Source organism: Streptomyces cathayae (genome assembly GCF_029760955.1).
In the GTDB taxonomy this organism is placed as follows: domain Bacteria; phylum Actinomycetota; class Actinomycetes; order Streptomycetales; family Streptomycetaceae; genus Streptomyces; species Streptomyces cathayae.
In genome coordinates this window covers 1,488,060-1,502,738 of record NZ_CP121682.1, presented here as the reverse complement: position 1 = coordinate 1,502,738, position 14,679 = coordinate 1,488,060, and the positions used below count along the sequence as shown (strand labels likewise).

Here is a 14,679-nt window from a genome sequence, read left to right as displayed (position 1 = left end):
GAGAACCACTGTCCGGTGGACGGCCGGGCCGGCGAACCGACCCCCCCGGAACTTCCCCGACTCCGCGGCCGTCACCCGCGAGCAGGCCCACGCCGCCGGGGCGGTGGGCCTGAAGAAGCCCTGAAGAAGCGGAGCCCGGAGCGTGAACCCGAGGCGGTGACCGTCGTGTTCACGCTCCGGGCCGCGGGGGCGGAACCGAAGGCGTCGACACCGGGACCGGGCCGGTGCCGGCCGGACTCCCGCGTCCGGCGCGTCTCACCACCCGCCCGAAGCGGGTGTCGAGGCCCGCACGGCGTCCGCGACTTCGCCGGCGGCCGGCGGGTACAGGATCGAGTAGTGGTTGGTGTCGCCGATGCACCGGGTGGGCATCCGGTCGGGGTCGAGGGCGGCCGCGGCGACACGGGCCGGATCGTAGAGGCCCTGCGGTTCGTCGAGCAGGCCGCGTTCGGCCCACAGCAGGGTGCCGTGCACCTGCGGCTGATGGACGGCGGCCAGGACTTCGGGGTCACCGAGCACACCGGCGCCGTCCGCGCGTACCGCGTCGAGCACGCAGCTGCTGCGCAGCTCGGGTGAGCGGCCCGTGAGGTCGCGGTCGACGTAGGCGGCCAGCTGCGGGCTCCAGTGCGGGCCGAGCGCGGGGTGGGCCCGGAAGAACTCGAGGTAGGCCTCCCGGTCTTCGAAGGTCATCGACAGCCGGTCCATCGCCGGGCCGATGACGGCCTGCAGCAGTGTGTCGATGTCGGTGCCCGGGGGAGCGGGGAAGCCCAGGCCGCCGTCGACCAGGACCACGCGCGGGAAGCGCTCCGGGTGCCGGGCGGCGGCCAGGGCGGCGACGAAAGCGCCCATGGAGTGGCCGAGGAGCACCGCCTGCCGCCGGCCGAGGTGGTCGAGCAGCGCGAGGACGTCGCGGACGTGGGCGGTCAGGCCGTACGGGCCGGGCAGAGCCGCGCTGGCGGCCCGGCCCCGCAGGTCGGGAGCGTGGAAATCGGCGTCGGGCAGCGCTTCGGCCACGGCGGTGAAGGCCAGGGAGTTGGCGGTGATGCCGTGCAGCGCGATGACCGGCGGGCCGTCGCCCGGCCACCGGGTGACGGCGAGTTCGCCGCCGTCCACCGGGACGGTGAGACTCTGCACGACGCCTCGGACGGACGCGGTCATGAACTCCTCCTCCGGCCCAGGGCGGTGATGCCGCCGGGGGCCGCGTAGACGGCGATGACGAAGAGCGCACCCAGGATCAGCATGGGCTCCACGCCGAGGTTCCAGCCACCGAGCCGCTGGTCGAGGTAGGTGAAGAGCACCCCGCCGACGATCGGCCCCCAGCGGGTGCCGCTGCCGCCCAGCACCGCCATGACCAGCAGGGTGAGCGTGAACTCCGAGGTGGAGGTGTGCGGAGTGGCGCCCGCGGTGACCAGGAGGTGCAGCACGCCGCCGAGCAGGGCGAGCGCGGAAGCGAGGGTGAAGGCACCGAGCTTGTAGGCGAACGGGCTGCGGCCGAGGACCGCGACGCGCTGTTCGTTGTCGCGGATCCCCTGCCAGACGCGGCCGACCGGGCGGGCGGTGGCGATCCACACGACGGTGGCGACCAGGGCCAGGTAGGCGAGGGCGAGCCAGTAGATGTGGACGGTGTTCTGCACGCCGACCAGCGCTGCCGGCACCCCGTCGGTGTACAGCGGCAGGCCCTCCTCGCCGCCGGTGAGACCACCGGGGTTGCGTTCCACCCAGATCGCCCCCGCCTGGGCGAAGGCCAGGGTGACCATGGCGAAGCCGACGCCGCCGAGGGCGAGCGTGCGCAACGAGATGGCGCCGAGGACGAGGGCGGCCACCGTGCCGAGAACCAGGGTGAGCAGGGCTGCGGGCAGCAGACCGAGGCCGAGTTCGGCCATCGCCAGCTGTGTGCCGTAGGCGCCGCCGGCGATGTACAGGGCGTGGCCGAAGGACAGCAGCCCGGTGCGGCCGAACATCAGGTCGTAGCCGAGCGCGAGCGCGCCGAAGACCAGGCAGAGCGCGAACAGCTGCAGTGATCCCGGGGAGTTGACCGGGCCGTCGAGGAGGACGGGGATCTCCACCGCCGAGTACGGCAGCAGTGCGAGCACCAGCAGCACGGCGGCCGGGACGGTCACCGACCGGGCCCGCCGCAGTCGCCCGGCCCGCGGTGGTGCGGACTGCTTCACCGGTGCGGCGGCGGGCATCGCCCGCGGGGTACGGGTGTCGGTCATGCCGTGCCTCCTGCGGACTGTGCCCGGGGTGCGGTGAGCGCGCGCCGCAGCCGCAGCAGCGGCGAGTCGGTGCCGGCCTTCGGCCGGGCCAGCACCACGGCGGCGAGCAGGATGATGACGGCGAGGTCGCCGTAACCGCCCGCGTAGTAGTTGGCGTACTGCTGCACCAGGCCCACGCTGAGTGCGGACAGCGCGACGCCGGGGATCGAGCCGAGACCGCCGATGATCACGACGACGAAGGCGAAGATGAGCAGTGAGGTCCCCTGATGAGGGGAGAGCGAGCCGAAGTAGATGCCGCCCAGCACGCCGGCGAGCCCCGCCAGGGCACCGCCGAGCGCGAAGACGAGGGTGAAGGCCCGGGTGACGTCGATGCCCAGCGCCGTCACCATCGCCCGGTCCTCGACCCCGGCGCGGACGATGAGCCCGTAGCGGGTACGGGTCAGGAACAGCTGGACGCCGAAGAGAACGAGCACCGCCACCGCGATCAGCAGGAAGCGGTTGACGGGCACCCGGGCGCCGAGCACCCCGACGGTGCCGCTCAGCGCGTCCGGCACCGGGAAGGTGCGGGCGTCGGCGCCCCAGACGGTCTGTACCGCCGCGGGAATGGCCAGCGAGAGCCCGACGGTGACCAGGATCTGCTCCCTGACCCGGCCGTACAGCCGCCGGATGAGGACCAGCTCCACCACCACCGCCAGGGCGAGGCCGGTGACCGTGCCCACCACGGCCGCCAGCAGCAGCCCCGGGACCCCGCCGACCGTCTCGGCGGTGCGCCAGGCGGTGTAGCCGGCGACGGTGAGGAACGCGCCGTGCGCGAAGTTCAGCACGTCCATCAGCCCGAAGATCAGGGCCAGACCGGAGGCGATGAGGAAGTACAGGGCTCCCAGACCGAGACCGGTCAGGGTGAGCAGGACGAGGGTGTCCATCAGGCGGCTCCGTTGCTCGAGTGACTGCCGACACCCAGCAGCGCGGTCGTCCGCTCCGCGTCGGCGAGCAGTTCGCGCGCGTCCCCGGTGTGCACCACCTGTCCGGCGTCCAGCACGACGGCGCTGCGGGCCAGTCGGCGGACGACGGCGAGGTTCTGTTCGACGAGCAGGAGCGGCACCCGCTCCGCGGCGCGCTCCAGGACCTCGGTGGCCTCGGTGACCACGCGGGGAGCCAGGCCCTTGGTGGGCTCGTCGACGACGACCAGGGCGTTGTCGTTGAGCAGGGTCCGGGCGAGGGCGACCATCTGCTGCTGGCCGCCGGACAGGGTGCCGGCGCGCTGGCCGCTGCGGGTGGCGAGTTCGGGGAACAGGTCGTGCACGAGGTCGTAGTGGTGGGCGCTGCCCGGGCGTTCGGCCAGGGCGAGGTTCTCGGCGACGGTCAGGCCGGCGAAGATCCCGCGGTCTTCGGGGGCGTAGCCGATGCCGCGGCGGATCGTGCGGTGGGTGGGCTCGGCGGTGATGTCGTGGCCGTCGAAGGTGACGCGGCCCGCGGTCACCCGTCCGCCGTCGGGCAGCAGTCCGAGGACCGCGCGGATCGTGGTGGTCTTGCCGACGCCGTTGCGCCCCAGCAGGGCGGTCACCCCGGAGGCCGGGACGTCGAAACCGATGCCCTTGAGGATGTGCGACCCGGAGATGTCCACCTCGAGGCCGCTGACGGTGAGTATCGGTGGAGAGGACATCAGAGCTCGTCTCCCAGGTAGGCCTGCTGGACGGTCGCGTTCGCCATGACCTCGGCCGGTGCCGCGGCGGCGAGCAGCTGCCCGTGGTGCATGACGGCGACCCGGTCGGCCAGGCCGAGCACCACTTCCATGTGATGCTCGACGAGCAGCACGGTCCGGCCCTCGTCGCGGTGCAGGGAGCGGATGAGGTCGGTGAGTTCGCCGGTCTCCTCCGCGGCCACACCCGCCATCGGCTCGTCGAGCAGCATCAGCCGCGCTCCGGCCGATCCGCCGGCGAGGGTGGGCGCGAGAAGCATCGCCAGCTCGAGTTTGCGCTTGTCGCCGTGGGACAGGCCGGCCGCGAGACCGGCGCCGCGGTCGGCCAGGCGCACCCGGGCCAGCACCCCCCTCACGTCGGCCTCGCTCACGCGGCGCACCCCGGCGGACCGGGCGGCCAGCTCCACGTGTTCGGCCACCGTCATGGTCGAGAAGACCGAGGACGACTGGAAGGTCCGCCCGACACCCCGGCGGGAGCGCCGGTGCGGCGGCAGGGAGGTGACGGCGTGACCGTCGAGGCGGATGGTGCCGCCGGTCGGGGAGGTCAGGCCGGAGATCAGATTGAACAGGGAGGTCTTTCCGGCCCCGTTGGGGCCGATGACGGCCAGCAGTTCCCCCTCGCCCACGTCGAGGGACACCTCGTTGATGATGGTGGCTCCGCCGACCGACCAGCTGAGCCGGTCCAGTTGCAGCACGGGCGTCATGCGTCAGCCGATCTTCTTCTCGGCGGGCGCGACCTGCTCGGCGGGGAAGGTCTTCGACACCTCCGGGTGGTCGGCCGAGGTGAACTTCGCCTGGAAGGTGGGCTGCAGCAGTGCGTGGTCGCCCGCCCGTACGGTGTTCTCCCCCTTGACGCCGGAGAAGGTGAAGCCCTCCAGGGCCTTGATCATGGCGTCGGTGTCCCCGTCCGCTCCACCGGCCTTGACGGCCTCGACGACCATCTGGGCGGCGTTGAAGCCGTCCGGCGAGAACAGGTCCTCGTCCCACTTCTTCTTCGCGAAGTACGCCCGCATGGCCTCGGCCTCCGGCGTGCTGGTGGCCTCGGGCACGTAGTGGGCCAGCAGGGTGACCTTCTCGCGGGCCTTGCCGAAGACCGGGTAACTGGCCCGGATGTCCAGGCCGGTGACGACGGTGGCGGCGTCCAGCACGCCCTGCTGGTCCAGGGTGGACCACATCGACTGGGCGGTGTCTCCCGCCCAGGCGACGAAGACCATGTCCGGCTGGGCCGCCTTGACCTTGCTCGCCACGGGGGTCAGATCGGTGGCGCTGGGCGGCGCCAGCACCGAGGTCACCGTGGTGCCGTCGGTGCCCAGCACGGCCTTGACGGCCTCGGCGTTGGCCTGCCCGAAGGCGCTGTCCTGGGCCAGGACGACGACCTTCTTGCCCGGGGAGTCGCCCAGGATGTTCTTGGCGGTCGTCACGTCCTGGTAGGTCTGGCGTCCGGAGCGGAAGGTGTGGCGGTTGACGCCGGTGAGCGCGTCGGTGGCCGCGGGCCCGCTGATGTACAGCGTCTTGTTCTGTGCCGCCACCGGGGCGATCTGGGTGGCCACCCCGGAGGCGGCGGTGCCGGCGATGATCGGCACTCCCTGGCCGATGCGCTTCTTGGCCAGGGAGACGCCCTTGGCCGGATCACCGGCGTCGTCGTCCTTCAGCACGGTGATCTTGATGCCGTCGACGGCGCCGGTGCCTTCGGTGGCGTGGTCGAGGCCGGCTTCGAAGCCTTGCAGGTACTGCTCGCCGTAGGAGGCCAGCGGCCCGCTGGTGGAGGTGACGAGGGCTACCTGCACCTCCTTCGACCCGGAGGCGGCGTTGCTGCCCGGGCTGGAGCAGGAAGCGGTGAACGCGACGGCGATCGCGGCCGCGGTGGCGGGAAGGAAAACGGATCTACGCATGGCCGTACGGCTCCTCGATGCGACGACGGATACGCCCCAGGGGTCCCTCACGGATTCGGTTCCTGAGCGACGTCCGGGCAGTGTGTTTCACGCCACCTGGACGCCACAATGTGGCTCACACCCATGTGGCGCCGTCCGGCTATGTCTGTGGCGCCCACCGGTGGCGCCCGTCGACGGCACGGTCGGTGGCGGTGAGGTGACCGGGGCAGCCGACGTCGGCGACGACGAACCGGACGCCACCATGTGGCTCGCCCCCATGCGGCACCGTCCGGCTGTGTCGGTGGCACCTGTCGGTGGTGACCGAGCCCGGACCCACTGGCTCGATTCCGATGCGGTCGTTCGATCTTCTGGCCGGTATCTGGTGGAAACGGGGTACCGTCCAGCAGGATGATCACACCGGCACCATGCAGGCCCGGTTCTCCCGGGCGAGGGGAGTCACGTATGAGTGAGGCCACGCACCACTCGCCCTCCGAGCCCGAGGCCGGTGACGGCGGCCGCACCGATCCGCTGGTCCGGCTGTCCCTGGAGCAGTTGCGGCAGCGCACCAGCATGAAGTGGCGCACGCACCCCGCGGACGTCCTCCCGCTCTGGGTGGCGGAGATGGACGTCCCCCTGGCACCCGCCGTCGCCGACGCGCTGCACCGGGCCGTCGACCTGGGAGACACCGGATACCCGTACGGCACCGCCTACGCCGAGGCCCTCGCCGGCTTCGCCGCCGAGCGCTGGAAGTGGGACGGCCTGCGGGTGGAGAACACCGCGATCGTGCCCGACGTCATGCTGGGCATCGTCGAGATCCTCCGCCTCGTCACCGGCCCCGGCGACGCGGTCGTCGTCTGCTCACCCGTCTACCCGCCGTTCTACGCGTTCCTCGCGCACGACGGCCGGGAGGTCGTCGAGGCCCGCCTCGGCCCCGACCTGCGGGTCGACCTCGCCGCACTCGAGGAGGCGTTCACCCGCGCACGGCGCCACGGCCGCCGCGCGGCCTTCCTGATGAGCAACCCGCACAACCCGACCGGTGTCGTCCACACCCGCGCGGAACTCGAGGCGATCGCCGCACTCGCCCGAAGGCACGGTGTCCGGGTGGTCTCCGACGAGATCCACGCCCCGCTGGTGCTGCCGGGAGCTGTCTTCACCCCGTTCCTCGGCGTCCCCGGCTCCGAGGACGGGTTCGCCCTGACCTCCGCCTCCAAGGCGTGGAACCTGGCCGGTCTCAAGGCCGCCGTGGCCATCGCCGGCACCGAAGCCGCGGACGACCTGCGGCGCATGCCCGAAGAGGTCGGCCACGGCCCCAGCCACCTGGGCGTCCTCGCCCACACCGCGGCGTTCCGCGACGGCACCGACTGGCTCGACGAACTCCTGCTCGGACTCGACGCCAACCGGAGCCTGCTGGGCAGGCTGATCGACGAACACCTCCCCGGCGTGGGGTACGCCCCGCCCCAGGGCACCTACCTCGCCTGGCTGGACTGCACCGGGCTCGCACTGCACGAGGACCGTCCGGCCGGCGGCCCGGGCGACGGCCCGGGCGTCGTCACCGACCTGGCCGGACCGGCGAGGATGTTCCTGGACGAGGCCCGCGTCGCCCTCAGCTCCGGGCACGTCTTCGGCACCGGCGGCGCCGGCTGCGTCCGCCTCAACTTCGCCACCTCACCGGCGATCCTGCGCCAAGCACTCGCCCGCATGGGACGCGCGCTCGCCGGCCACGGACGAGCACCCCGCGCCTGATCCCGACCGTCCCGGGACCCGGTGTGCACGGAAGGCGGCGTGCCTGCCCCGGGGCGTCACCAGCCCTGCTGCTCGACGTGCTTCGGCTCCAGCGGCCCGGTGATCGGGGCGGGGGCGGGGAGGGTAGGCACCGGGAAGCCCGGCGGCGGGGAGACCAGCAGGGAGTGGACGTCCGACAGCATCCCGGACAGGTTGTTCAGCAGCCCCCTCTGCAGCAGGCGCCAGCCCTCGGCCTCCTCCTCCCCGATCGAGTATCTGCCCGTGTGCTTGAGCAGGACTTCGCCGACCTCACGGTTCTGCTCCGGCTTCCGCTTCTCGTACTCGGGGTTGTGCAGGTAGTAGTTCCGCAGCCCGTGCACCTCACCCAGCCGGCCGTCCCACAGCGGCTCGGCCAGCTCGGGAAGAGGAAGCTTCGCGATGTACTTCGGATTGGACCTGGGAAAACGGACGGCCTCGTCCAGCCTCTCGTGGAAGATCTTGTCGGCAGCCGCCACCCACGCCGTGAAGTCCATGTGCGTCAACGCGATCCGCCGCAGTCGCTTCAGGTCGGTGGGAGGGGCGGCGTCGAACAGGGCATAGCCGAGGCGGGGCACGGAAGCCGTGCAGACCTCGGAGTAGCGCTCCAGGACCGTCTCCACCAGCGACTCCCAGTCCTGCTGCTGTGCGGGGTCGACGGAGGCGCGCCGGGGCTCGGCGGCCACCCTGGCCGGGTCGACCTGCAAGGCGGGCAGACGGGCGGGGGCGGGGCGGCCGACCGAACGCATGACACCGCTGCCCAGCTCCCTGAAGTACTCCTCCAGGACCTCCATACCGCCGATCCGGTGGCGGTCGCCGCCCGTCACCTCGACCAGCTGCTGCAGCAGCCCGTGGTTGGGGACCAGGCTCTCGGGCGGGACGAGCCGCTGACCCCGCTGCCGGCAGTAGTCGTCCCACCAGCTCGCGAACAGCGTCTGGTCGCTGATGCCGACCGCGTGTAGCCGGAATCCGAGATGGGTGTGCAGCTCCTCCATCGTCGAGACGGGATCGTCGATGCCGGCCACCGATTCGCCGCTGCGGTCCTCGCTCATGGGAGCCCAGTGTGCGCCGTCGCTGACCAGGACGATCAGCTTGTCGTTGTCGGGCACGCCATGCCGGTGCAGCAGTTCGGCCGCCCGGTGCAAGGCCCGGCCAATGTCGGTGGGCCGGCCGTCATACTCCTTGAGCAGGGTCACCGCGCCGCGCAGCTGCTCCAGGCTCCGGTCGCCGGGGGCGGTGGTCACCTCGGCCATGCCGTCACCGCCCGGGAAGATCACCCTGGGGGTCAGCTCGAAGCTGATCAGGGCGAACCGGGTGACCAGGCCGTCCACCTGCTCCCGCGCGTCGATCATGGAGCGCAGCGCACTCTTCAGCGCGTCCATCCGGCTCACCTCGCGGTTCCTGGTGATCCGGATGCTTTCCCGTACGTCGGGGATGTCGGTGACGCCCATGGAGCCGCTGCAGTCCGCCAGCACCACGATGTCGACGGCGCTGCGCACGCCCGGCGCGAAGACGCTGACGTGGGTGTCCGCGCCGACGCGCAGCACACCGTGCACGGGGCGGCCGGAACCGTCGAGAGCGGACCGGACCCGGAAGGGGTGTCCGCCCAGGTCGATCCAGACGTCCTCGTGCTGGTGGCCGTACGCGAGGACGTGGCCCGACAGCAGCGCCGAGTTCTGCAGCTGACGGGCGGCCTCGTCCAGGGAGAGCTCGGCAGGTGATTCCAGCTCGATCGTCGCCGGTACGGTGGCGTCGGCCGGCTGCAGGACCCAGGAGGCGTCCGCCAGCCGGTGTTCGTCGGCCAGCGCCTCGGGAACCACCACGACGTCCTCGGGCAGCCCGGCAGTCGGCACCAGCCGGACCGCTACGGACCGGCTGGAGGCCGCGCCGCGTGGGAGAAGCAGCCCGGCCGTCTCGGCGGCGAGCCGGCCCGCGCCCACGGCCAGTCGGTTGCCGTCCACGAGTCCCTGTCCGGTGGCCGTGACCAGTCTTGTGCCGGCCGGAGTGAAACCGAGGAGACTCATTCCCGCTCCAATTGGATGTTGACACCGAGCCGGGCCCGCAGATCCTTGACGACCGCACCGCCGGAGCCGATGAACCGGCTCCGCATCTCCTGGGGCACGCGGACGAAGAGGATGCCGCTCTTGGGCCGGTAGTCGGCGAAGGTGATGGCGTCCGCCAGTTCGTACTTGCCGGACTGTTGGAGCAGTGCTCTCAGCCGGGCGAAGTGCTCTTTTCCCTCCGTGTGGCTGTCGCGGAACCTCTGCACGTCCTCCCGGCGCGAGGCGGCGTGCTGGTCCAGCAGACGCAGCGCCGCCTCCGTGAGGCCGCGACCGCCCGCGACGGCCTTCCGGTGCTGGAGGTCGCGCTGGAGCTGGACGAAGAGGGAGTCGAGGGTGCCCATGTCGAGGACGCGGTTGCAGGTGTTGATGAAGATGTGCCGGACGATGCCGATCCTGGGGAGGAACGCCGACCTCCGGCTGCCCTGTCGGCTTCCGCGGCGGCTCTGCGCACGGGCGGCGGTGCCCATGAGGATCAAGGCGACCAGCGTGTCGGGGGAAGCCGTGCGCAGGCCCCCGTGGTGCCGGGCGCACAGGGCGAGGCCCGGGCTACGGTCCCCGTAGATCCGCCAGCGCGTGACGTGTTCGGCGCACATGCGGCGGTCGCACGGCTTGCCGTCGTTCGGGTCGCGGTGTTCGCAGCGGGTGAGCCCGGTGCCGGTGCAGCCCGACCGTTCGCAGGCGGGGAAGCGCTCCTCGTGGCACTCCAGGCAGTACTCGACCGAGGCGTCGCCGCGATGGCGGACGAGATGGTCGGAGCACCAGGCGCGCCCCGACCGGCAGCGCGGCCCGCCGCACCAGGCGCGGGCGGTCCGGCCGCAGCGGCAGACGGGCACGTGCTCGGCGCAGGAGGTGCGCAGGCTTCCGTCCAGGAACACCGCGTGCGCGTCGCAGACCCGGCCGGGCCGCTCGTCGCTGCCGCACCCGGTGCAGGTGAAGGGGGCGTAGGTGGTGGCGCCCTCCCTCCGGCACGTGGCGCAGGAATAACGGACGCGGGGCGGCTCGAGGATGCCGCGCACTGCGAACGGGGTGTTCGCGCTGAACGGCACGGGCGCCGTGGCGGGGGAGAGGAACAGCACCGTCACGGTGCCCTCTTCCGCCATGTCGAGGCAGATCCGGGGACCCGAGCGGGGATCCAACGTCACCAGGACCGGCTCCAGCCGGTTCCACATCTCGACGTAGCCGTCCGGGGACGCGGGAGGCCGGAGATGGGCGCGCAGGTCCAGCATCACCGGGACGGCTGCGGACGGTGCCGTGGTCATGACGCGGCCTCCTCGGCGGCTTTCCGGTGATCCTCTCCGGCCGGCGCGACCAGCAGGACCTCGACCGTGCCGCGCCGTTCGTTCGCCTTGCCGGTGTAGGCGGTGTCGGTCAGCAGGACGTACCGGACGTCGCCGGGCGGTCGTCCCAGTGCACGCAGTCCCGCACGCACCCGTGGACGCTCGGCGTCCGGCAGATCCCAGCGCAACAGCGCCCGCCCCGTCTCGGCGGCGCTGCGCACTGCCCGCTCCGCGACCGGCTCGTCCCAGGAGGACAGCGGGGCCTGGCAGGTGACCCGTTGGGCGGGCCGGGGCCGCAGCATCTGGCGCAGCGCCTTCGCCTCCTCGCGGCCCCGGTTGCGCAGTGACCGGGTGAGGTCGAGGGCGCCGGCGGAGCGGCAGTACGCGCGCAGCGCCTCGACGACGGCGTCCGTGTCGGTGGTGGCACCCGAGAGGGTGTCCAGCAGTTGTTCGTCGGAGAGGGCGGGCCCGGAGGCGGCCCGCTTGCGGTCCGCGGACGACGGCCTGCCGTTCCGGTTCCCCTGCCCAGGCACTCGCCCGCCGCGGTCGTGGCGCGCTGTCCCGCCCCGCTCCTCCTGCCGGGCGCGCACGGGGTCGAGCCGGCCGACGAGCCACATCCGGCCCGCGGCGGTGCTGCCCGCGGCGCGCTCCCGGTTCGCGGCGCTGAGGTGATCCGTCGTCAGCCACTCCGGCGACCGGAGGCACCGGGAGAGGCGGTCGGCGGACAGCAGCCCGGGATCCTGCTCGTGCCAGAGGGCGAGGAGGTCGTTCTCGTTGCGCACGAAGGAGGCGCCGGTGGGGCCGCCGGTGAGCTCCAGTCCGAGGAAGAGCTGGGCGAGTTCGTCGGCGGTCGCGTCGAGCTGACGGAAGTAGGGGAGCAGCTCGCGCAGCATGTCCAGCACCGCGCGGTCCGCGGGGATCGGGCGGCTCCTGGCGGTCCGGGAGCCGGTGGGTCTCCCGCCGCCCCTGCCGCCCTGGGGCCGCTGCTCGGCGTCGAACTCCGCGGCCAGACCGTGGGCAACCGCCTGGGAGCGGTTACGCTCCAGCATCGGCTGCGAGGCGGAGCGCACCCGCCGGCCCTCCCGCTCCAGGTCGCGCACCCGCATGGAGATTGCCTGGGCGAGCAGCGCGTGCGCCATGGCGGAGGAGACCGACAGCTGGGCGTCGAAGAGGCGCAGCGTCACGTCGTCGTGCGCGTCCAGGTCGGGTTCGCCCAGCGGGTTCACGTCCATGGCCTCCAGCCGGGCGAGTCGTTCGCTGCGGCGGAGTCCGGCCCGGACGCGGTCGAGGTGCTGGGGGGAGAACGAGGCGATGTAGCGGGTGGCGACCTGGTCGGTGGCCCTGGAGAGCCGTGCCGAACCCCGCGTGGACACCCCGTCGGCACTGTGCAGTTGGCGGCCGGTGAGAGCGATGAGCGCCGGCGAGTACTCGCGTACGAGGTTGCACGTCAGCTCGCGTTGTACGTCGCTGACCACCTCCACCGAGTGCAGGTCCGCGCAGAGTCCCAGGGCCGGGTCGCCCGCTCCGCCCGGTGACCAGCCGCTGGGCATCAGGAGCCCCCCCGCCCGGTCGACCTGCTCCGCCACGACGGCGACCGCCTCGGCCAGCGCCGCGGCCACGGCGCTTCGGGTCCCCGTGTCGTGCAGCACGACGCGCCCGGTGTCGATCCAGAGTGTCGTCGGGGAGCGCCGGCCGCCCCGCAGGACGAGGGAGGAACCGGTGGGCAGCACTGGAAGCCGGGGTGGTCGGGAGAGCAGGTGAGCGGTTATCGAGGCCTGGGTCTGGAGGTGGTCCCGGTCCCGGTCCCGGTCGCCGGACCGGCCGGTGACGGTGTACCCCTTGGCCAGCCGCTGCCTGAGCGGGCCTGATCGGTAGAGCGCCACGAGCACGGGGATCAGTCCTTCGGCTTTCGCAGTTCGGCGGAGACGAGCCCGCGCAGCGGCGGGAGCACGGCGAACAACAGCAGGGTCACCACCAGGGCCGCCACGGTGCTGGTGAGCAGGGTCCTCGGGGTGGGTTCGCCCCACAGCGCGGCGGCCGAGTAGAAGATGGCGAAGGGCAGACCGACGGTGGACAGCAGCGCGACGGCCAGACCGCTGCGCCGGGCACGTGAGGTCTCCACGTAACGGGCGGCGTCGGCCAGGCCGGTCCCCGTCTGGGAGAGGAGTTCGGGGAGCCGGTGCTGCTGCTGGAAGCGTTCCAGCAGCTCGTTCGCCTTTCCGTGCACGGTGATGTGGGACGACCACAGCGCACGCCGCAGTTCGATCTGACGGCCTTCCAGCGCGAGCAGGCGCCGTGCCTGCGTCTCGTGGGCGCGCAGCCCGGCGAGGGCGTTGGCCAGGAAGTTGACGCCCAGCACCTGGAGGCGGCCCAGCAGGAACGCGTCGAGGTAGATGGTGTGCGCGAGCACTTCGGCCGCCGGGTGGAACCCGTCCTCGCCCGCGGAGTCGGGGGAGGTGCCGAGGAAGGCGGCGCCGTCCCGCAGCACCAGTGCCTGCCAGTCCGCGGAGAACCGGACCCGTCCGGCGAACAGCCCGTCGTCCTCCGGATCGGGAGGAAACCGGCTGAACGGCGTCGCCGAGGCCAGCAACCACAGCCACTGGTCGCGTGCCCCCCATCCGCTGTACTCCGGCGGCATCACCTCTGGCGGTCTCCCGTCGGTGAAGGTGACGTGGCACAGGGTCCAGGCCCGGCGGGCGGACAAGACGGGGCGCACCCCGGCGGGCAGTAACTGTCCGTACTCGTCGCGCATCGCCACCAGGTCTCCGATGCGCGCGAGCTCGTCGAGCGGATCGCCGGACAGCCGGACGTGCAGCACGGCGATGCCCCGCCCCGGGGTGTCGGCCGCGATCACCGGAGGCAACCGCAGCAGTTCCACCGCTTCCACGGCCGGCCGGTCCCGCGGTGCGGGCGCAGACGGAAGACGCCGGTGCATGCGGGAGGGACGCTCGGCCGTGCCGTACAGGGATTCGGCGACCCGAGGCTCGAAGTAGGTCAGCCGCCGTTCCCGGTCCGTCACGCCGCCGCCCATCGGGAGGCGCAGCGGCCCGCCCGTCCAGCGGGGCGCCGGTGAGGTCCCCGGACTCGCCTCGACATTCGTCCCATCGGTCTCGATGTCGAAGACGACGCAGGCCGTCCCCCGTTGCACAGCCACGTGATCCCCCGTTCACAGGTGCCTGGAAAGGCCAATATTACCGCCTGGGCTGATGAAGCGTCATGAAAGTGCGGACGCACCGCGATCATCGGACCGGACAGGGAACCGGGGGCGGTGCGCCGGCCGGGGCCCCGGGGTTCTCCCCAAGGCCGACCGTGACCGGCTTCCCGGCTTCCCGGAACGCGGGAAGGACCCCCGTTGGCGTCATGCGATCGGGGTTTACCCATGTGACGGGATTGACGCCGCGACCTGCGCTTCTGTTCGTGGCCTTCTGGGTACCCGGCATGCGGGCTTCACTCGGGCGGATGCTGTTTCTGCGGGGTGCCCGGCTGGATGTCAGTCGGTACTGCTTGACTGACGGACAGCAACGAACTAGGGGGTTCGCTATGCCGATGGTGATCCACTCTCGATCATTGATGAGCCGGTCCTGAGCTTATGAGCCCGCTACTTCTGCTGCCGGGACGGCAGCAGCACGTTCCTTGCCACGGACCAGGTGGACATTCACCTGCATTATGAGGGGATCCCTGACCCGTTGATCCGCTTCGAGTACGTGCGGAGCAGCAAGGAGCCGCCAGGGACGCACATCCAGGTCCATGCGCATCGGGACGAGATGGCCTATCTGCTGCGCCCGGCTGGCGCGGCGG

11 protein-coding genes are annotated in these 14,679 nt (G+C 72.2%); 1 reads left to right on the top strand and 10 read right to left on the bottom strand.

The window, feature by feature from the left end:
• Window positions 1–255 precede the first annotated feature (255 nt).
• From PYS65_RS06855 to PYS65_RS06830, 6 genes are read right to left on the bottom strand one after another with little or no spacing between them, the layout of a single operon-like run.
• Complete coding sequence (locus PYS65_RS06855; protein WP_279332893.1) at window positions 256–1,155, bottom strand: alpha/beta fold hydrolase; 900 nt, start codon at window positions 1,153–1,155, stop codon at window positions 256–258.
• A complete protein-coding gene (locus tag PYS65_RS06850) occupies window positions 1,152–2,213 on the bottom strand; it encodes a branched-chain amino acid ABC transporter permease (protein WP_279332891.1) in 1,062 nt (353 codons plus the stop codon). Before PYS65_RS06850 ends, PYS65_RS06855 begins: the two co-directional genes overlap by 4 nt.
• Window positions 2,210–3,136: a branched-chain amino acid ABC transporter permease gene (locus PYS65_RS06845; RefSeq protein WP_279332890.1), complete on the bottom strand. Its 927-nt coding sequence runs from the start codon at window positions 3,134–3,136 to the stop codon at window positions 2,210–2,212. Before PYS65_RS06845 ends, PYS65_RS06850 begins: the two co-directional genes overlap by 4 nt.
• Window positions 3,136–3,876, bottom strand: coding sequence for an ABC transporter ATP-binding protein (locus PYS65_RS06840; protein WP_279332889.1), 741 nt, complete (start codon window positions 3,874–3,876; stop codon window positions 3,136–3,138). Before PYS65_RS06840 ends, PYS65_RS06845 begins: the two co-directional genes overlap by 1 nt.
• Window positions 3,876–4,616 carry an ABC transporter ATP-binding protein gene (locus PYS65_RS06835; protein ID WP_279332888.1) on the bottom strand — a complete coding sequence of 247 codons (741 nt, stop codon included), beginning with the start codon at window positions 4,614–4,616 and terminating at the stop codon, window positions 3,876–3,878. Before PYS65_RS06835 ends, PYS65_RS06840 begins: the two co-directional genes overlap by 1 nt.
• Before the next feature lie 3 nt (window positions 4,617–4,619).
• On the bottom strand, window positions 4,620–5,804 hold the full coding sequence (locus tag PYS65_RS06830) for a substrate-binding domain-containing protein (protein ID WP_279332887.1): 1,185 nt from the start codon (window positions 5,802–5,804) through the stop codon (window positions 4,620–4,622).
• Window positions 5,805–6,245: 441 nt separating this feature from the next.
• Between PYS65_RS06830 and PYS65_RS06825 the strand changes: the two genes are divergently transcribed.
• Complete coding sequence (locus PYS65_RS06825) at window positions 6,246–7,526, top strand: MalY/PatB family protein (protein WP_279332886.1); 1,281 nt, start codon at window positions 6,246–6,248, stop codon at window positions 7,524–7,526.
• 56 nt (window positions 7,527–7,582) lie between these two features.
• Here the strand turns inward: PYS65_RS06825 and PYS65_RS06820 are convergent, their stop codons facing one another.
• The 4 genes from PYS65_RS06820 to PYS65_RS06805 are packed head-to-tail and all read right to left on the bottom strand — an operon-like array spanning window position 7,583 to window position 14,035.
• Window positions 7,583–9,565: a VWA domain-containing protein gene (locus PYS65_RS06820; RefSeq protein ID WP_279332885.1), complete on the bottom strand. Its 1,983-nt coding sequence runs from the start codon at window positions 9,563–9,565 to the stop codon at window positions 7,583–7,585.
• A complete protein-coding gene (locus PYS65_RS06815; protein ID WP_279332884.1) occupies window positions 9,562–10,863 on the bottom strand; it encodes a KH domain-containing protein in 1,302 nt (433 codons plus the stop codon). Before PYS65_RS06815 ends, PYS65_RS06820 begins: the two co-directional genes overlap by 4 nt.
• Window positions 10,860–12,770 carry a hypothetical protein gene (locus PYS65_RS06810; protein WP_279332883.1) on the bottom strand — a complete coding sequence of 637 codons (1,911 nt, stop codon included), beginning with the start codon at window positions 12,768–12,770 and terminating at the stop codon, window positions 10,860–10,862. The genes PYS65_RS06815 and PYS65_RS06810 overlap by 4 nt, the downstream gene beginning before the upstream one ends.
• A gap of 5 nt (window positions 12,771–12,775) precedes the next feature.
• Window positions 12,776–14,035, bottom strand: coding sequence for a hypothetical protein (locus tag PYS65_RS06805; protein ID WP_279332882.1), 1,260 nt, complete (start codon window positions 14,033–14,035; stop codon window positions 12,776–12,778).
• Between the last annotated feature and the right edge of the window lie 644 nt (window positions 14,036–14,679).